This is a genomic window from Streptomyces sp. NRRL B-1347 (assembly GCF_000720325.1).
GTDB lineage: Bacteria > Actinomycetota > Actinomycetes > Streptomycetales > Streptomycetaceae > Streptomyces.
Genome location: NZ_JOJM01000006.1, coordinates 84,458 through 103,847 on the forward strand (window position 1 = coordinate 84,458; position 19,390 = coordinate 103,847).

Consider the following 19,390-nt stretch of genomic DNA (forward strand, 5'->3'; position numbering starts at 1 on the left):
TCCGCCCGCAACCGGAAGATCTCCCGCGCAAGGGGGCGCCCCATGATCGGCCCAGCGGAGTTCGCCCTGCTCGCCGCCGCCAGCTACCGCGGCACGCAGCTCGTCGTCCACGACAGCATCCTCGACCCCCTCCGAGACCGCGTCGCCGCCTGGGAGGACCGCGCCGACAGCCGCGCCCGCACGGCGCTCCTGACCCTCATCTCCTGCATCTACTGCAGCGGCTGGTGGGTATCCGGCGCCGTCCTCGCCACCTGGCTTCTCGCCACCGGCCAGTGGCACGGCGTGGCCCCGGCCGTGCACGCCGTCGAGTGGTTCGCCGTCGCCGGGGTGCAGGCCCTCCTCAACCGCTGGGACGACAGCCGCGATACGGCGGAGTCCTGATGGCCAACCTCACCGCCGCCGCCCAGCGCTTCATCGACCGCCGCCTCAGGCGCGGCAGGAACGCCACCCCGGACAAGGCGTGGCAGCTCGCCGCCTGGGGCTTCTACCGGCGCGTGCCCGAGGTGTACTTCTCCGCCGCCTACAACGGCCACGCCATGGCCCGCGCCCGCCTCTTCGCCGGACGCCGCGCCGACGACGGCACGATCGAACCGGCCCCCGACGACCACCCCGCCACAGAGATCGTCTCTCAGATCGCGGGCGGCCCCGACGGACAGTCCAAGCTCCTCGGAGCGTTCGGCAAGCACCTCACCATCGCGGGCGAGGGCTGGGTCGTCGTCCGCCCCAACTCCGAGGTGAGAAACCCCGACGTCCCCGAGGACGGCCACGACTGGCTGACCCTGTCCGTCCGCGAGGTCGAGCAGCAGAACGGCAAGCTGTCCGTCCAGATCGACGGCGAAGACATCGAGATCCCCGCAGGCGACCCCGACACCCTCGACCCCCAGGCGCCCGTGGCGCTCCGCGTATGGACGGCCGACCCCGAGCGCGCCATCGAGGCCGACAGCCCCGTCCGCTCCAGTCTCGGCCTCCTCGAAGAGCTGGAACTCCTGAACGCCGCCGTCAAGGCCATCGCCAGGAGCAGGCTCACGGGCCGCGGCATCCTCCTCGTCCCCAAGGGCGTGCGTTTCCCCACCAAGCCCGGCCAGTCAGACGCCGAGGACGACCTGATCGAGATGCTGATGACCGTCGCCGAGACGGCCATTCGCGAGCCCGACAGCGCCGCCGCCACCATCCCCATCGTCCTCGAAGTCCCGTCCGACTCGATCGCGAGCTTCAAGCTGATCACCTTCGAGTCCGAATTCGACGAGCTCGCGATCAAGCTCCGCGAGGAGGCGATCCGCCGCTACGCCACCGGCCTGGAGATGCCCGCCGAGATCCTCCTCGGCATGGGCGACATCAACCACTGGGGCGCGTGGCAGCTCACCGAGGAGGCGATCAGCCTCGGCATCGAGCCCAAGCTCGCCACGGTCGCCCACGCCCTCACCCTGCAGTGGCTGCGCCCCCTCCTCCAGGCCGAGCGCGTCCCCGACTGGCACCGGTGGCTCGTCTGGTACGACACCGCCCCCCTGCGCGTACGCAGCAACCGCAGCCAGGTCGCCCTGGAGACATGGGACCGGGGCCTGATCTCCGACACGGCGGCCCGGCGCGAGACCGGCTTCGACGACGCCGACGCCCCCGACACGCCCCCGAAGCGCCCGAAGGCACGCACCGAACCCCAGGACGACGACACCAGCACGCCGGAGGTGGACCTGCCCGTGGACGAGACGAACAGCGAACCCGACACCCTGCCCGCATCCCTCGCCTACGCCCCGCCCATCGACCCGGCGCTCCTGGCCGCAGCGGACGGCCTGATCTGGGCCGCCCTGTCCGCCGCAGGGGAGAAGCTGCGCCGCACGCCGGCATGCCCGCGCTCCGAACGCGCCCGCGCCCGCGAGCTCCAGCCCGCGCAGCTCCACACGATCCTCATCATCGAGCAGGACGAGGTCGACCGGTGGCGTCTCCTCGACGGCGCATGGGCGCGCCTGCCCGAGGTCGCCGACCGCTACGGCGTCGACCCGGACTGTCTCACCGCAGCCCTGGACACCTACGCCCGGGAGCTCATCACCGCCGGGGTCGAGCACTCCTACGACCTGGTCCCCAGCGCCCTCCACCCCTGCACGGCCGCGCGGGAGGCCGCATGAGCCGCCCCGATCCGCCCGACGACTTCACCGTGCAGATCGGCGGCGTGCGCGCCGAGTGGTGCGCCACATGCAAGGCGTGGACCAAGACCACCGGTGACGCGCAGCTCCTCACCCCGGACGGCGTCACCGCCCTCGGCACCTGGGGCGTCTGCCAGATCTGCGAAGACCCCGAGGTTCGCCAGGAGGGACGACGTGCCTGACAGTCGCCATCACGCCAGCCTCTGCACCGAGTGCGGCGGCCTCGTCGCTGTCGAGCTGCTGAGACTCCATCCCGCCAGCCTCACCCTCACTGCGGAGGACGGACAGGTGATCTCGTACGACAACCCGCGCGTCTACGTCGGCCCCGTCGTGAAGTGCACCGCCCGTCCCAGCGCCACCGGAGGCAGCCCGTGAGCTGCTTCCCTGACGAGTACTACAGGGCCCTGTTCGCCGCCGCCGGGGACATCCCCGCCGAAATCCTCTTCAGCACGGACGACTCCAGCCACTGGGAGGCGTGGCGGCTCCCTCACGAGTCCCAGGCGCCCGGCACAGTACCGGCACCCAGGAGGGAAGCCCCCGTGCCCGACACCCCCGATGACGAAGAGCCCGCACCCGAGGGACCGCCCAAGGAGTACGTGGCACCGCCTGGCCACTCCCGCGCCGGGCACCGCGTGCACGGCTGGTGCTCGCGCTGCCCGGGCCGCGAAGTGTGGGAGGAGCTCCTCGCCTGGCGGCTGCGCGACAACGAGGCCAACGACGAGTCCCCGGCGCCCGACCGGGCACCGGCACCGAGCAGGGAGGCCGCTCGTGGCTGACGACCTGGAGGGCGCGCTCGCCGCCGCCGAGGAGGACGTCGCCGCCGAGGTGCGCGCGATCCTCGACGACGTCGCCGCCGAGTTCGCCGCCGAGCTGGCTGACGCGACCGAGCTGGTGGCCGCACGCTTCTCCGTGTCCCGTATCGCCGGCATGTGGTCCCGCCACGTCCCCCGCCTGATGCGGCGTCTCTTCGGCGCGGGCGAGACTGCCGCGCGCACCGCTGCCGACAGCGTCGACGCGCAGCTGCCCGACGACTTCGAGGACCTCCCCGCCCGCTACGACGACGGCACCCTGCCCACCGGCCTCGGCGAGTACGCCGAGAGCACCGAGCACCTGCTGCGCGCTGTCGGGGACCGGCTCGCCGAGACCGCGGTCCGGGAGCTCGCGACCGGCCTCGACGCGGGCGAGGACATCGACGCCCTCCGCGCCCGCCTGCGCGCCGTCTTCGACGCAGAGGGCGCGCAGTTGGGGGAGACCCGGGAGGAGCGCATCGCGCGCACCGAGGCGGCCCGCGTGTGGAACGCCGCCACCCTCGCGGCGGCGGACGCGCTCGACGGCCTTGAGCGGCCCCTGGTGAAGCAGTGGGTCACCCGCCGCGACTCCCGCGTCCGTGACGCTCACGATGCCGTCGACGGCTTCGTGCGGCTCCTCGACGACACGTTCACCGTCGCCGGTGTCCCCATGGCCTACCCAGGCGACCCCACCGCCCCCGCCGCCCTCACCGTCAACTGCCGGTGCATCCTGCGACTTCAAACCGCCCACCGGGCTGCCGCCTTGGAATCTCAGGATCGCCTCGGGGGCGGACTTATCAAAGCGCGGCCCGCGGACGCCGAGCACACCGCGGCCGCCGACGGGAGCCACCGCAGCGGCGCCATGATCGCCCTCATGCCCACCGAGGACGACGCCCGGCGCCTGGCCATCGAGGGCGGCGAGCCCGCCGAGGAGCTGCACCTCACCCTGTACTTCCTCGGCGAGGGCGCCGACTGGACCGAGGACCAGCGCAACGAGCTGATCGGGAACCTCCACGCGTCCGCCGCCGAACTCGGCGCACCGCTGCACGCCTTCGCCTTCGGAGCCGCCCACTGGAACCCCGCCAGCGACACCCCGTCGTGGGTGTGGAACGTCGGCGACGACCGCGACCGGCCGCTCGACACACCCACTCTGGCCTACGCCCACGCCCTCGCCACCTACGCGCTGGACACCCACGAGCGGCCCGAGCTTCCCGTCCAGCACTCCCCGTGGGCGGCCCACGTCTGCGCCGCCTACAGCGACGACCCGGCCCTCCTGGGCGAACTCGTCGCCCGCACCGGCCCGATCACCTTCGACCGCCTGCGCGTGGCTTTCGCGGGCGAGCACACCGACATCCCCCTCGCGCCCCGGGAGGAGCCCATGCCCGACACCACAGCGGCCGCCACACCGGTCCGCGCCTGGTCCACGCCCGACGAAACCGCCATCGCCTACGAAGACGAGGAGACCGGCGACGGCCGGATCTTCGCTCGGGACAGCCTCTACTGGGACGCGCCCGGCCCCTGGCCCCTTCAGTACGCCGACGAGATGCTCATGGGCCACGAGGGCGCCGAGCTCGCCGGGCAGATCGACACCATGGGCCGGGAGGGCGGCCGCATCCCCGCCACCGGCGTTCTCTACGCCACCCGGCCCGCCGGACAGGACGCGATCCACCTCCTCGAAGAGGGCGCTCCCCTGGGCGTCAGCGTCGACCTCGACGACGTCGACATGGAGGTCATCGACCGCACCAAGACCGACGACGACGGTGACGTGCTCGTCCTCGCCGCGTCGCTGCCCTCCGCCAGCGTGCTGCGCCTGGCCGACGGCGCGTACATGCTCTCGGCTGCCACGGCCGGGGAGTGGACCGCGGACGGCGGCACCCTCACCCGCGCTCGCCACAACGTCCAGCTCTTCACCGGCCCCGACGGCCGGATCAGCTCAGCCGCGTTCGCCGCCGCGTTCGCCGGGACGGGCGTCCTCACCGCGGCCGCCGGGGACCGCGACGACCCCGAGCAGGGCACGGTCGTCCACACCCAGCACGCCGGGGACGTCCTGATGAGGATCACCCGGGCGCGCGTGCGCGGCGCCACCCTCGTCGCCATGCCCGCCTACAGCAGGGCCCGCATCGTCCTCGACGCCGCCGAGGAGACCGCGGCCGCCGCCGCGCCACCCGCCCTGTCCGCGTCGGGCGACGACCACGAGCGCGTCATCAGCTACGTGCGGACCTCGCCCGTCGCCGTCGGCGCCCGCGAGACGTCAGGCGCGGTCGGCATCGGCATGAACAGTGCCCGCGCCCACCTCGCCCGCGCGGCCAAGGCGGGCCGCCTGGTCCGCCTTGCCCCCGGCCTCTACGCCGGACCCTGCACCACCATGAGCGACGAGCAGCAAGCCGCCTGCCGGGGCCTGTCGGCCGCCGCGTCGGGTGACCTGGACCTGCCCGTCCACGAGGACCCTGATGCCGCCTGGGATGGCGACCAGGCCGCTTCCCGCATCCTCGCCTGGGCCACCGGCGAGGATGGCACGGTGGACGCGGACCGGCTCGGCGCCGCCTTCCTCTACCGCGACCCCGACAAGGACGCGACGACCCTCGCCGCCTACAAGCTGCCCTTCGCTGACCTCTTCCCGTCCGGGGACGGCGAGCGCCTGGAGGTCGTGGCCCGAGCCGTGTTCGCCGTCGCCGGGGTCCTGCAGGGCGCCATGGGCGGCGTCGACCTCCCCGAGGACGAGCGGGACAGCATCCGGGCCCGCGTCGAACAGCTCTATGCCCGGCTCGCTGAGGCGTACGACGACCCGTCGCTCACCGCCCCCTGGGACGACGGCCAGGACGATGACGATGAGGGCATGGCGGCCTCGCTCGCCGAGCTGGAGGCGTCGGCCTGGTCCGCGATGCGCGACCTGCCCCCGATGCCCGCGCGCTGGTTCGCCGCACCGACTGCCGAGGAACTCCCGCCGGGATCAGGCGGCGTGCACTACAAGGACGGCCGCGTCTTCGGCTGGGTCGCCCAGGCCGGTGTTCCTCACGCGGGCTACCCGGGGAAGAACCTGACGATCGAGAAGCTGGTGAGGGAAGGGCTGGACACCACTCACTTCCTGCGGCAGAAGTTCGTCCTCGACGACGGCACCGCGGTTCGCGCGGGCGCCTTCACGATGAACGTGCCCCACCGGCGGGACGGCGCCGAGTGCGAGGACGCCGCCTGCCAGTTCGACGACACGCGCACCGTGGCCGGGGTCGTGACGTGCGGCCTGTCCGAGGGCGGCCTGTGGTTCACCGGTGCAGCCGCCCCGTGGCTGAGCGAGTGGGACATGCGTGTGTTCCTGGCCTGTCAGCCGTCCTACCACCTGATGCAGGCGGAACGCGGCAAGGGCTGGGAGCTGCGCGCCGTCCTGACCGTGCCGGTGCCCGGTCACTCGTCGGCCCTCGTGGCCGCCGCCGTCGACCGCGCGAACCTCGCCCTCGCAGCTTCTGCGGCCGCCGAGCAGGACGACGTCCGGACCGTGTCCGCAGACGCGTCCGTACTGAGTCCGGATGCTGTCCGGACGACATCCACGGCCACCCCCGGCATGGCCGATGAGCAGGGCGGACACAGTCCGGACGCGGAGTACGGACAGTTTCCGGACGCGCGTGAGGTAGCCGATGCGGTGGTCGCCGCGATGCTCACCGACGGCGAGTTCCTGGACTACCTGAGCGCCGCCCTGGAGGAACGGGAGGCGGCGCGCGCGGAGATGGACGCGGAGATCGAGCGCCTCGCCGCACAGATCGACCCCGACACACAGCACGTCGCCGCCGCGCTCGTCGGCGGCCCGGCAGAGGGAGGCCAGTGATGGGATGCGGCTGCAACAAGAACAAGCGCGAGCAGTTCCAGGTGGTCACCGCGCAGGGAAGCGGGCGCGCCGTCTACACCTCCACCGCCCAGCAGACCGCGGTCAGCGTCAGCAGGCGCTACCCGGGCAGTGTCGTGAAGTCCACCAAGAGCGGCGACATCGTCCACCGCAACACCACACCGGCCGCCAAGACCTGACGGCCGGTACCCTGTCCGATGCTCCGTCCCGCCGCAGGTCAACGCGGCGGGCTAACATCATCTCGACGCCGCTGGTTCTGGGCCGGGCCTCCACGTACACCGCCTGGAGACCCGCTCATGACCGAGCCGAACGAGAGCACCGAGCACACCGAGTTCACCGTCCCCGAGGACTTCAGCGGCCTCCGCAACGAGCAGCTCGACGAACTCCTCACCACCGCCCGCGCCGAGTTCGGCACCCTGCGCGCCCAGACCTCCATCACGGACGGCGACCTGGAGCGCATGCGCTCCCTCGCCGCCGGTGTCCAGCGCATCCAGGTGGAGCAGGAGACCCGCGTCAGCGCCGCTCGCGAAGCGGCCGCTGAAATCGACTCCCTGGCCGCACAGGTCAACGGGGAGGAGGCGAACGCCCCGGAAGACGACGGCGCCAGCGGCGGCGAGGAGGAGGCCGCCGAGGTCACCGCAGCCGCCCCGGACGACGCCAGTACCGCCGCCGGTGAAGGCGATGCCAGGCCGGAGAGCGCCACGGCGGCGGCCGCGCCCTCGCGCACCTATGACCTGTCCATGGTCCGTCAGCGGCAGCCGCGTGTCCTCCCGCCCGAGCGCACCGTTGCCATCCCGCGGATCACCGCAGCTGTCGACGTCCCGGGCTACCGCGCCGGGGACGACATGACGCTCCAGGACCTGGTCCCGGGCACCATCCGCCGGGCCTCCTCGATCGTGAAGTCCGGGCACAAGTCGGGCCTGGTGGCGTCGTACCACCATCCGTTCCCCGAGGAACTGGTCGTCAACGACCCCGGCTCGGCGCCGGAGGGCTCCACCGTCGCCCTCCACGCCGCGCAGCAGGCCCGCCTGCCCAAGGGCGACCTCGTCGCCTCGGGCGGCTGGTGCGCCCCCTCCGAGACGCTGTACACCTTCCTGGAGGTGTCCTGCCCCGACATGCTCTGGGACGCCCCCGAGATCCAGCTCGCCCGTGGTGGCCTCAGGTACTTCAAGACGCCGTCCCTCGACGTCGCCGCGATGACGTGGGTGCACACCGAGGCCGACGACATCGCCGGGAACGAGAAGCCCTGCTACAAGATCCCGTGTGAGGAGCCGATCGAGTCCCGCTGTGACGCCGTCGGCATCTGTGTCGAGGCCGGCATCCTCACCCAGCGGCACTTCCCGGAGCTCGTCAGCTTCTACCTGAACCTGACGATGGTGGCCCACGAGATCCGCGTGAGGCAGCACCTCCTCGCGCAGGTCGCCGCCTCCGCCACCCCCGTGGTCATGCCGACGACCTTCGGCGCGCTCTCCGCCGTCTTCGACGCCGTCGCCCTCCAGGCCGCCGACATGATCGAGCGCCACAGCCTGTGCGACAACATCGCCCTCGAGGTGGTCTTCCCCTGGTGGTCGCGCAATCTCTTCCTGGCGGACCTGGCGCGCCGTAACGGCGTCAGGGTCGACGAGGTCACCGTCGCCGACGTACAGGCCCTCTTCACCCCGCTCGGCGTCCGCATCCAGTGGGCGCGCGGCATCGGCCCTGCGGTGCCCGGCGACATCGGCGGCCAGACCCCCGTCACCGCCTGGCCCACCGAGATCGAGTTCCTCATCTACCCGGCAGGCCAGATCCAGATCGGCCGCGGCGCCGAGGTCAGCCTGGGCGTCGTCCACAGCCCGGAGCTGTTCCGGACCAACGACTACACCGCGGCGTTCTCGGAGGAATGCGTCACGATCATCGACCGGTCCGTGGACACCCGCCTCGTCACCGTCCCCGTCTGCCCGAGCGGCGAGACCGGCGCGCAGACCCTCCTCACCTGCGCCGCCTCCTGACCCCGCCTCAACCCCCGCACGCGGCGGGCCCGAGTACCTGACCGGGCCCGCCGCACCCCAATCCGAGAGGTGAGGTCATGCCAAGCGTCGGACTCCGCCGCTACGTCGAGGCCGTCCCCGGCGACCCGCTGCCCCACGGCCTCCTCGGCGGCTGCACGCAGATCATCGACGTCACCGACCCCCACGAACTCCTCGGCACCGAGTGGCGGCCCCTGTCCTGCGCGGACGCCCACACCACCACGTGGTGCCCCGGCGGCGACGAATCGCCCGGCCTGCCCGCGGAGAAGACGTTCGACCGGCCCGGGTTCTGCACGGCGCCGCCCATCACCGTCTACGCGGGCGCCGAGTGTTCCACCATCGGCTGGTCGTACGACGAGGCCGTGGAGCACGCGCGCGAGACGCTGCGCATGGGCGAGCAGCGCGCCCTCGAAGAGTGGCTGATGAGCGAAGTCCTGTGCTCCATCGGCGACGACCTCACCCCGGCCGCGGGCGCCGTGTCCATCTCACAGGGTGTGGGCGCGCTGGAGAACTGGCTTGGCACCGAGTACGGCGGCCGCGGCGTGCTCCACATCCCCGTGGGCGCTGGCGCCCTGCTGGGCTGCTGCAACATCGTGCACCTGGTCGACGGCACCCCCGAGACCCTCGCGGGCAACTGCGTTGTCCTGGGCGCCGGATACGCCGTCAACGTCGGCCCACCCGACTGCACCGTGGCCGAGCCGGGCGAGACCTGGCTGTACGCGACGAGCCCCGTCCGCGTACGCCGCGAGGCCGTCGCACAGGTGCCGGACAGCGACGCGCAGAGCGTGCTCACGCGCACTAACGACCGCCTGGCCCTGGCCGAGCGCACCTTCGTCGTCGAGATCGCGTGCTGCCGGGCCGCCGCCATCCGCGTCCGGATCTGCCCGGAATGAGAGGGAGGCAGCACGTGAAGGACACCATCCGGGTCCAGCCCGCGGCGCGCCGCCGCCGCGAGTTCGCCGCGTGGGCCACGGCCCAGACGCCGAAGATCCGCACCGTCTCCCCGAACACCTTCGCCGTCCCCGCCGCGCTGTTCGCGCAGGCGGACGAGGAACTCCTCATCGGCGCCCTCGTCGACGGCCAGCGGTACGTGTCGCCCGCCGAGGACCAGGAGCAGGGCGTCACGCCCCCGGCCGCCCCTGCCTGGCAGCCGCCCGAACTGCCGGCACTGACCGGGAAGCGCGGGCAGCCGCTCCCCGCCGTCCCGGACGAGGCGTACGGGCCCGATGCGGTCCCGCTGCCCCCGCCGGACTTCGCCCCGCTGGAGGACGCTCCCGTGGACGAGACGCCCCCGGCCAGCGACTCAAGCGACCCAAGCCCTGACCCCGGCGCGCCCTGGTGCGGAGACTGCGGGCGCGCGTTCACCACCACCCGCGGCCTGGCCATGCACAGACGACTGAAGCATGCCGAAGGAGACTGACCGTGCCATCCCCGAACGGCTACCTGAGCGGCTTCAGTTACCTGGTCCACGACCGGCAGTCTTTCCGGACCACGCTCACCCACGACATCAACAGCCCGCCCTGGCTCCCCGGACAGGCGGGAAGCTACACGCTCGTCTGGGAGACCGGCCCGACAGCGGTAGGCCCCTGGACGGCAGCTCCGCTCACCGACCTCGGCGTGGGCTGTACCCCGCAGCCGGACAACGAGACCACCGTGGGCGGCGTCACGAGCACGGTCGTCCGCATCGGCGACCCGACCCCGGGCACCGGCACGACCGCGGACACCGACTACTTCGTGCGCGTCACCATCCTCGACCCCACCGACGTCCAGGTCGACCAATGGGTCCTGGACAGCCCCGCGCACACCGAGGCCTACCCGGCCTTCGTCTGCGGCGGCGGGGCCACCGGAGAGACCAGCGCTGACGTCTTCCTCGGCGCCACGGCAGGCCAGGTGAACATCTCCGCGCCCTGCAACGAGGACACCATCGTCTGGGAGCTCGCGACCACCCCGGGCGGCCCCTACACCGCCTCGCCGTCCGAGCCTGTGGACGGCCTGAGCCCAGGGCACACGTTCACCGGGCTGGCCGCGGGCACGACCTACTACTGGCGGGGGCGTCTCACCGAGCAGGCGGAGAGCGGCGGTGAGTACCTCGTCTCGCAGGAGTGCACGTTCACCACCGAGGCCGCCACCGCCTTCACCCCCGAGTGCAGCGCGGTCGGCCCGTTCACGACCACCAGCGGCCGCGTTGCCAGCACTGCCGACGGCGTGCCCGCGGACCACACGATCCTCCTCGCGCTCGGCACGGCCCCCGGCGGCCCGTACACCACCCTCTCCCCGGCCGCAGCGGGCACGGGCGCCACGAACCAGCCAGTGATCCACACGTACACGGGGTTGGCCCCGGCGACGACGTACTACTTCCGCACCGAGGTCCGTGACGCCGGGGACACGGTCGTCGAGTCGTCCACGGAGTGCTCGTTCACCACCGCCGCGCTGCCCGGCCCGTCGCCCTTCGACCCGCAGCCCTGCGACGCGGGCGCCGGGGCGGACGCGGTCGACGTCGAGCAGTTCGTGCTGTGCGACCTCGACGCGGAGGGCAACCTCCTCGGCACCGCCCTGGCGGTGTACGAGTACGACAGCGAGGGCAACCCGACCGGTGCGCCCACGTTCGTGGACCCAACGACCGGTGCCCCGTATGTGGCGCAGGGCACCCTCCAGCCGTGCCCGGACGCGGCGTGCCTGCCGCCCATGCAGTTCTGCCAGACGTCGACCACCACGGGCCCGGTCGACCACCCGGGCCGCCAGTACGACATCACCCTGCCGATCAACCCTGGCTTCGCGGTGCAGTCCCTCCAGGTCGACGCCGTCAGCCACGCGGCCGGGATCACCTGGGAGGTCGACGACCCGGACGGTGAGACTTTCCGGCAGAACCTGACCACCTTCATGGAGGGGCGGGTTCCTGCGGCGGCCACGGTCACCATCACGAACCCGAACGCGGGCGTACCCCAGGTGTGCGGTGCGGCTCAGCCGATGACCGTGCATATCGAGTGCATCCGGCTGGACGAGGATCCCCCGGACCTGATCGAACTCGTCTACAACGGCGGCCAGGACCTCATCCAGAACCCCGCCTACAACGAGTTCCCCCCGCTCAATCCGCCCGTGTCCCAGGGCAACTATGGCTTCCATCTCCTGTCGCGGCAGGACGACCCCGGGCCGTTCCCCGGGAACCCGCCCGCCGGTGACGTCCTCTGTACGAGCGTCGCGAACCGCGGCTGGGAGACCAATGACGTCGGGCGTACCTTCGAGATCTGGGGTCAGGACGTCTCGAACGCCCAGAACACTACGCCGACCCCGCGTGGAACTCCGGTGCAGGAGATCACTTCGGACGGCCCGCCGCCCGGTGGCCGCTCCACCATCTGGCAGACCTTCGTTGCGCCCGCGTCGGGCAACTTCATCATCCGCGTTGTCCACGGCGCCCGCGACAACGGCGAGCAGCACCGGATCACGCTGGACAACGGCGACACGAACGACGCCCAGAACGGCGACCTGATCGATGACATCAGCAACCCGCCGTCGGTCACGTCCTCGGGCGGCCCGAACCCGTGGACCCAGTTCTCCCAGACGATCCCGCTGAACGGCGGCAGCACCTACACGCTGGCCCTGTCCACGAACAACCCTGCGGGTGGCGCCCGCGGCGGCCTGTTCACTGACATGAGGGCTTTCATCGACAGGCCGGATCTGCGCGCGACCGCGACCACGGATGACGACACCTGCGTGGTCACGGTCGACGAGACGACCACGAACACCACGTGCTCGTACTGGCAGCCGCAGTGTGCGGGCGGGACGGTCGTCGGCTGGCAGAAGACGGACACGGGCGAGTCGCTGACGAACGCCGAGTTCTGGGCGCAGGTCCCGTCGCCGTCTTGCTGTCTCCCGGACAGCGGTGGCGACGGCGGGGCCAGCTCCACGCTGTCCAACATGCTGACCTCGGACATCGTCTGTGCGACGGTCGGCGGGATCCCGCAGAACGCGATCCGGGTCATGGTCACCGACCCGTCCGGCGGCACCCTCCAAACGCTGTTCGTGGGCACTGACGGCGCTCCGATCGCCCCCGACACCTGGACCCCCGGCGCGTGCACCACGAGCCGCTACCTGGCCGATGAGATCCTCTGTGACGACAACGGGCCGTTCCTACGGAAGTACGTCCAGAGCCTCGACGCGACCAACCAGGCGCAGGTCAACTCCTTCCGTGATTTCACGCTCGCCGGAGTTTCGTACACGCCAGTCGGCACCGTCGGCACCTGCGCCCCGCTCGACCGGGACCGGGAGGTCGTCTGCTGGACGCAGAACAGCACTGGCGACCAGGTCCACACCGGCACCATCCGGCACGATGACTCCCTGCCTGCGCCCGGCTGGATCTTGTTCGACCAGCATCAGACGCCGGTCAACCCCGCCGAGCCCGGCCTCACCTTCGTGCCGTGCGAGGGGCGTGACAGCGAGTCGGTCATCCTGTGTGACTCGGCTGCCGTCCCGAACCGGTTCATCCGCACCTACACGTACACCACGGCGGGCGCGGTCGCCGGGTTCACGGACACCACCCTCGCGGGCGCCCCGTTCGTGCCCACGGGGGCGGTAGGGGTCTGCGCTCAGACCGTCCAGTCGGACACCGACTTTGTGGAGGAGGTGCTCTGCGACAGCAACGGCACCGCCTTCATCAGGCTGTTCCGGTTCAACTCGGCTACCGGGGCGCTGATCTCCACCACGAACACGACTCTCGCGGGCGCCGCGTTCGCCCCCGTCGGGACGGTCGGGGTGTGCTCCGACTGCTGCCCCAACGTCGTCGGGGAGGGCTGCACCAACACCGGCAGCGGCCGGTACACGGCGATCCGGGCCGTCAACGGCACCATCACCCTGATCGACTCCGTGTCCGGCGCCACGGTCCTCGCGGCGAACATCGTGCCGTGCTCGGACGACGACACCGTGCGGACGCTGACCGCTCAGGCCCGCGTCCTGACCAACGGCACGCCGTGGACGCCGGGCGGGGACGTGACGGGGACGCTGACTAGCCTCACCGTCACCGGCACGCTCGGCCTGTGGGATCTGGTCGACGCCGACGGCACGGTCGTGACGGGCCTCCCAGCCGGGCTCACGCTCACCTGGAACGCGGAAGACGACAACCAGCTGACCGGCCCCCAGAGCGTCACGCCACAGGTCGGCTCAACGGTCGTCGCCAACTGGACCCAGCGCTAGCACGGTGCACAGGCGGGGCGCATGCGGGCGCCCCGCCTGTGCGGAAGGAGAGCCATGCCCGTACCGTGCAACTGCTGTCCGATCGCCGGGCCCACGCGCTGCGCGCCCGGGGAGGTGCCGTTCTCCGCCGTCCAGATCTCGGCGAACCCGGCTGGCCTGCCCATCACCAACCTCGCGTCCACCATCGACGGGACAGCGGGCGCCGATCTGTCCGGGTTCTCCCCGCCGGTCACCGAAGCACAGCTCGTCGCCAACCCCACGACCGGCTTCGACTACCTGTTCGCGGCCCCCGTCGACAACCTCGTCCGACTCCGCTGGCACAACGGCGGCGGCGGCGTCCTGACCGATCAGGACGGCTTCGGCCTGATCACCGTCACGCTCCTCGACGCCGGACTTGCGCCGCTCTACACCACGCCGTGGGACCTCACCGCGCCGATCACTAACAATGCCGTCGTCCGCGAGCTGAACTTCCCCCCGGTGTCCGGCGTGGCCCGGGTCCGGTTCGACGGCTTCCACAAGCAGAACGTCGGGGTGATGGGCACAGGGTCACCGCTGCTGCGCCAGGTCGAGGCATTCACCAACGGGCCGGTGTTCCCCTGCCGGCGCAGGAACGGAACGCTGGAGTGGTACGACGAGGCGGGCAACCTCGTCCCCAACAGTGAGGTCGTGAGCTGCGACGGCCCTCAGCCGTTCATCCTCCCTGATCTGCACCTGGTGGGCGCGGCCTTCGGCGACGATCCGGGCGGCCTCGGCGAGAACCTGTGCAACGTCGTCCCGGCACCGTCCGCCTTCACCGGCTGGACGTTCAACGGGACCTGCTACGACCCGACCACGGGCGCCCCCACGATGGACTGGGCCCCGACCTCCAGCGTCGTCATGGAGTACGACGAGCCGGTCGGCGCCCAGTCCGGCGGCGTCTTCATGCAGTTCTCCTCCCCGACGTTCGGCACCATCACCTGGCCGACGAACAACACGGACATGGCAGTCGGGGACGTCCGTGTCTCCAACGCGTTCGGAGGCGGCCACCGTGCCGTCCTGACGTACCTGTCCGGCCCGGCCGCCGGGAGCGCAGCAGGGACGATCCGCATGACCGGCGGGGCCAACCTGGGCGTCCACTTCGGCAACGTCTCCAACGCCGCGCCCATCCGCTTCCGGCTCGACTTCCAGACCGTCTAGGAGGACGCGACAATGTCCACTTCGGGGGCATACACCCCGCCCGCTGCTCCTCCGTGCCCGTACCCGACGAGGATGACCCGGGCGCAGGCACTGGCACTCCGGGCGGCCGGGACGCTCGACGAGGATTGCGTCATCGTCATCACCGACGGCCCGACGATCGGCACGGCCGGGAACACGTCGGCGACTGAGATCGAGCTGAACCCGACCGGCCCGTCCGAGTTCGGCACGGCGGCGCGGGTGCACACCGCCTTCGATGACTCCGCGTGGGTGGGGACTTTCGACATCGACCTCGGTACGGCCGGGTCCATCACCCGCCTGACGGACGCCTTCGGCAACACGGCCGTGGACACCGACGCGGACGCGCCGACCGTTCACACCCAGTGGCCCTGGCACCGGGGCTCGACCACCTTCCGGGACAACCGAGCCGAGAACGTCACGCTACCCGGGTGGGACGTGGCCACCGCCCCGGCGCTGAACAACACTCTGCGCCGGACCACGCTGGACAACTCCGGCAACTGGACGATCTCCGGCAACACGATCGACGGCGGGTCCACGGTCAACACCGTCACCCTCGGGTCCTCGGCCGGGGCAGCCCGGTCCATGACCAACAACACGATCGTCGGCGGCGCCGTGATCCGGGACAACGCGGGCGGGGCGGGTACCCGGTTCATCAGTACCTCGACGTTCCGCGACGGGTACGTCCTGGACATCGCGGCTACGAACACCTCCAACGTCTCCATCAGCGGTTCCACATTCGAGGGCCATAGCACCCAGCCGACCGATGCGGAGTTCGACGGGGCAGGCACCCGGACCATCGACAACTGCCGCGTGACCGCGAACCGCACGGCGCAGCAGTTCACCCTGCACGGGACTGGGGGAGTCGTCGCCCTCAACGATTCGGAGTTCCCCGGGGGCAGGGTCGTCCGCGATCCGGCGGCCACGGCGAACCTCAGTATTGCCGCGGGCACCACGTTGAACGGGGTGGTCACCCAGGCGGCCGGGGCGACCTCGGGCGCGCTCTCCGTCTCGAACTCCGTCCTCCAGTCTATCGGCACCGTGCTCACGCAGAACGGGCCCGGGGCAGTCACCGTGCAGGACAGTTACCTGATCGGAGGGTCCGCCGCCAACTCGGCCTCCGCGACCCGTGGACTCACGGTCCAGTCGTCCACGCTCCAGAGCGGCACCGTGCAGCAGAACCGCACCGGGGGCACAGGGGCGGACAGCGTCCTGAACAGCTACGTCGAGGGGCAGGGGAACTGTGTCACCTTCAACGGGGCGGCGGACCCGGGCGGGTCGCAGACGCTGATGAACTCCGTACGGGTCACCGGACTGTCCTCGCTGGCACTGACCGACCCGGTCGGGTCCGGAGGGCCGGGGGCCGTGGTCATGCAGGCGACGGAGATCACCGCAGGTACCGACGTGACCGGCCCGGCGGGCGTCGCCCTGGTGACGGACTGCCGCTTCTCCGGCGGGGCGGTCGTCAACCTCGGCGCGTTCGGCCATCAGAACACGATCATCGAGGGCGCGTTCACCCGAACCCTCAACGCCGCCAACGTAAACCGGCTGCTCAACAAGGCGTTCGACGACGTCCTAGGCGTCTGATCAACATCTGTCACTGATCTCGTTTCGGGGAAACACGATGCCGCTCCACAGCACAGACTCGCTCGCCATCGAGACGGCCTCCGTTGCCGAGTCCCTCCCGGACCCGGCAACGGTCCCGTTCCGCACGCACGACCTGACGAACACAGGCAGCGCCACGGCCGTATGGACGGCCTCCGGGCCAGCGAGCCCCTTCACCATCGACGGTGTCCTCGCCGCCTCCCTCAGCATCCTGCGCGGCCGCTCGCGCCGCGTGCAGTCGGACGGGTCGACATGGATCGTCGCGCCGACCGCAGCCCGCCGGGTGTTCGCCGCCACGGCCGTCTCCGACGCGTCCGGGAACGCCGCGTTCACCTTCAGCCCGGCGTTCGCGGCGGTTCCGGTCGTAAGCGTCGGCCTGGCCACGACGAACACCAACGCCACGGAGGCCCGGGTCACGGCGCTGTCGGCGTCGTCGTGCACGGTGAACGTCCGCCAGTCCCCGGGCGTCGTGCTCCTCGGCGTCAGCGTGCTCCAGGTCCCACAGCCCCTCGCGGGGGCGACCGTCCACCTGCTCGCGATCGAGCCCGGCCAGGGGGTGTGAGCGGCCCGTGACGGCGGCCATCCCGCGCCTCATCCACTGGATCTGGATCGGCTCACCGGTCCCGGCCCGGTTCGAGGCCTACCGGGACACCTGGGCCAGCGCGCATCCCGACTGGGAGATGCGGGTGTGGACCGACGACAACCTTCCGCCCATGTACAACCAGCACCTCTACGACCAGGCCGCCGACTACGCGCCCGCGTCCATGGTCGGCCAGTTCCGCGCTGACGTCCTGCGCTACGAGCTGCTGTGGCAGTACGGCGGCGTCTACGTCGACGCGGACTTCGAGTGCCTGCAGCCCATCACACCGCTCCTGGACGGCATCGACGCGTTCGCGGCGTGGGAGACCGACGGCAGGCGCATCGCCAACGGCCTGATGGGCGCCGCCCGGAGCCATCGGTTCATCGGCCGGTTGATCACCGACCTGGAGGCGTCCGCGGCCCGGCACAAGGGCGCACGGCCCGCCATCTCCACCGGCCCCGCCTACCTCACCACCGCGTACCGCGAGCACCCCGGGGAGCTGGCCGTGCTCCCGTCCCGCCTCTTCTACCCATACCTGTGGAGCGAGCTCGACAGCCTGAAGGCGCGGCCGCCGTGGCCCGCGCACTGCTACGCCGTCCATCACTGGCACAACCGCCGCAAGCACCGTGGAGAGGCGCCATGATCCGTGTCCCGCTGGCCGCGCACGGAGCCACCGTGCAGCTCGACGTCGACCCGGGCGACCACATCGGCGCCCGCATCGCCCGCGGCCGCGACTGGTACGAGCGCGACCTCCTGGAGGACCTGCGCCACCGCGTACGCCGCGGCCGGACCGCGGTCGACGTCGGCGCCCACATCGGCAACCACACCTCGTGGCTCGCCGCTGTCTGCGGGCTGCACGTGGTCGCCCTCGAACCCAGCCCGCAGGCGCGCGCGCAGCTGCTCCGCAACGTCTTCCTGTCGCGGCTCGGCGAGCAGGTCGACGTGATCTGCGCCGCTGCCGGAGCCGAGAACGGCAGAGCCGTCATGCAGGCAGGCCCTGCCGGCAACACGGGGATGGCCCGCGCAGCCGCCGACCCGTCCGGGGACGTACGGGTCCTCACCATCGACAGCCTCGGCCTGACGGACGTAGGCCTGATCAAGATCGACGTGGAAGGCGGAGAGCTCGACGTCCTCCGCGGCGCCCTCAATACGATCCGCCGCGACCGGCCCGTCCTGTACGTCGAGACCGCAGCCGACCGGCTCCCTGACGTCGATGCGCTCCTCGCCCCGCTCCGCTACGCCCGGTTCGGCCGGTACGCGATCACCCCTACCTACGGCTACGCCCCCACCGAGCATGGCCAGGTGCGCCTCAGTGCCGCGATCATGGCGCACCCCTCGCGGCAGCACTTCGTGCACCAGCTGGAGGACGACCTCGACGGCCCCGCCCGGGTGGTGTGGGACCGGCACAACGACCGCTGGGACACGGGCCGCCGCGCGCTCCTCGCGCACGACCCCGAGGCCACCCACCACCTCGTCATCCAGGACGACGTACAGCCCTGCCGCGACCTGCTCGCCGGGTGCACGGAGCTCCTGGCCCACGTGCCTGCCGGGCACCCCGTGGCGCTCTACATGGGCCGCACCCGCACCGCCCCCAGGTTCTCCATGGGGCACGTGGTCGAGGCCGCCCAGCGCAAGGCGGCGTTCGCCGCCTTCGAGGGCCCGTGGTGGGGGCAGGCCGTGATCCTGCCGACCAGCACTGTCCCGGCCGTGGTGGCTTTCGGCGACACTCACCCGCAGATCACCAACTACGACCACCGCATCGCCTGGTACTTCAACAGCATCCGCATGGCCTGCTACTACACGATGCCCTCGCTGGTCGAGCACCGTACCGGTCCCGAGAACCCCTCGCTCTTGGACCACGGCAACGGCGAGGGGCGGCGCGCGGCGTGGCGGATCGGAGACGGTGAGGCGGCCACGGGCATCGACTGGGGGCGGGGCGTGGTGACGCCCGCTGACCTGCCGCCCCGGCTGCGCGGCGCCTTCCCCAGCACACCCAGCTACCCCGGGCTGCGCGGCTATGCTGGTCGGCAGCCGCTGGTTGTGGGCCGGGCCTCCTGATC

16 protein-coding genes are annotated in these 19,390 nt (G+C 71.7%); all 16 read left to right on the plus strand.

The genetic code is table 11. The features are described from left to right. Window positions 1-42 precede the first annotated feature (42 nt). The 16 genes from IG74_RS0108930 to IG74_RS47820 all read left to right on the plus strand — a co-directional run bounded on the left by IG74_RS0108930 (window position 43) and on the right by IG74_RS47820 (window position 19,388). Window positions 43-381, plus strand: coding sequence for a DUF1360 domain-containing protein (locus IG74_RS0108930; protein WP_030672433.1), 339 nt, complete (start codon window positions 43-45; stop codon window positions 379-381). Continuing rightward, window positions 381-2,120, plus strand: coding sequence for a hypothetical protein (locus IG74_RS0108935; protein WP_030672435.1), 1,740 nt, complete (start codon window positions 381-383; stop codon window positions 2,118-2,120). The genes IG74_RS0108930 and IG74_RS0108935 overlap by 1 nt, the downstream gene beginning before the upstream one ends. After that, entirely contained in the window at window positions 2,117-2,320 is a 204-nt protein-coding gene (locus IG74_RS0108940; protein ID WP_030672438.1) for a hypothetical protein, read from the plus strand. Before IG74_RS0108935 ends, IG74_RS0108940 begins: the two co-directional genes overlap by 4 nt. Then, window positions 2,313-2,513, plus strand: coding sequence for a hypothetical protein (locus tag IG74_RS0108945; RefSeq protein ID WP_030672440.1), 201 nt, complete (start codon window positions 2,313-2,315; stop codon window positions 2,511-2,513). Before IG74_RS0108940 ends, IG74_RS0108945 begins: the two co-directional genes overlap by 8 nt. Further along, complete coding sequence (locus IG74_RS53310) at window positions 2,510-2,914, plus strand: hypothetical protein (RefSeq protein ID WP_030672443.1); 405 nt, start codon at window positions 2,510-2,512, stop codon at window positions 2,912-2,914. The genes IG74_RS0108945 and IG74_RS53310 overlap by 4 nt, the downstream gene beginning before the upstream one ends. Next, the gene (locus tag IG74_RS45700; protein WP_037824880.1) at window positions 2,907-6,743 is read left to right on the plus strand and encodes a phage minor head protein; all 3,837 of its coding nucleotides are present in this window, start codon (window positions 2,907-2,909) and stop codon (window positions 6,741-6,743) included. Before IG74_RS53310 ends, IG74_RS45700 begins: the two co-directional genes overlap by 8 nt. Beyond that, complete coding sequence (locus IG74_RS0108960) at window positions 6,743-6,940, plus strand: hypothetical protein (protein ID WP_030672449.1); 198 nt, start codon at window positions 6,743-6,745, stop codon at window positions 6,938-6,940. The genes IG74_RS45700 and IG74_RS0108960 overlap by 1 nt, the downstream gene beginning before the upstream one ends. Before the next feature lie 117 nt (window positions 6,941-7,057). Continuing rightward, on the plus strand, window positions 7,058-8,749 hold the full coding sequence (locus IG74_RS0108965) for a major capsid protein (RefSeq protein WP_030672452.1): 1,692 nt from the start codon (window positions 7,058-7,060) through the stop codon (window positions 8,747-8,749). A 77-nt stretch (window positions 8,750-8,826) separates the two neighbouring features. After that, a complete protein-coding gene (locus IG74_RS0108970) occupies window positions 8,827-9,660 on the plus strand; it encodes a hypothetical protein (RefSeq protein ID WP_030672455.1) in 834 nt (277 codons plus the stop codon). Between the two features lie 14 nt (window positions 9,661-9,674). After that, entirely contained in the window at window positions 9,675-10,187 is a 513-nt protein-coding gene (locus IG74_RS0108975) for a hypothetical protein (RefSeq protein ID WP_107058906.1), read from the plus strand. Window positions 10,188-10,189: 2 nt separating this feature from the next. Beyond that, complete coding sequence (locus IG74_RS0108980; protein WP_030672462.1) at window positions 10,190-13,954, plus strand: hypothetical protein; 3,765 nt, start codon at window positions 10,190-10,192, stop codon at window positions 13,952-13,954. Between the two features lie 54 nt (window positions 13,955-14,008). Continuing rightward, window positions 14,009-15,130 carry a hypothetical protein gene (locus tag IG74_RS0108985; protein WP_030672465.1) on the plus strand — a complete coding sequence of 374 codons (1,122 nt, stop codon included), beginning with the start codon at window positions 14,009-14,011 and terminating at the stop codon, window positions 15,128-15,130. A 72-nt stretch (window positions 15,131-15,202) separates the two neighbouring features. Next, on the plus strand, window positions 15,203-16,732 hold the full coding sequence (locus IG74_RS0108990) for a hypothetical protein (protein WP_030672468.1): 1,530 nt from the start codon (window positions 15,203-15,205) through the stop codon (window positions 16,730-16,732). Between the two features lie 37 nt (window positions 16,733-16,769). Then, window positions 16,770-17,312 carry a hypothetical protein gene (locus tag IG74_RS0108995; RefSeq protein WP_030672471.1) on the plus strand — a complete coding sequence of 181 codons (543 nt, stop codon included), beginning with the start codon at window positions 16,770-16,772 and terminating at the stop codon, window positions 17,310-17,312. Between the two features lie 7 nt (window positions 17,313-17,319). Continuing rightward, window positions 17,320-17,973: a glycosyltransferase family 32 protein gene (locus tag IG74_RS0109000; RefSeq protein ID WP_030672474.1), complete on the plus strand. Its 654-nt coding sequence runs from the start codon at window positions 17,320-17,322 to the stop codon at window positions 17,971-17,973. Continuing rightward, entirely contained in the window at window positions 17,970-19,388 is a 1,419-nt protein-coding gene (locus IG74_RS47820) for an FkbM family methyltransferase (RefSeq protein ID WP_051854721.1), read from the plus strand. The genes IG74_RS0109000 and IG74_RS47820 overlap by 4 nt, the downstream gene beginning before the upstream one ends. Window positions 19,389-19,390: the final 2 nt, after the last annotated feature.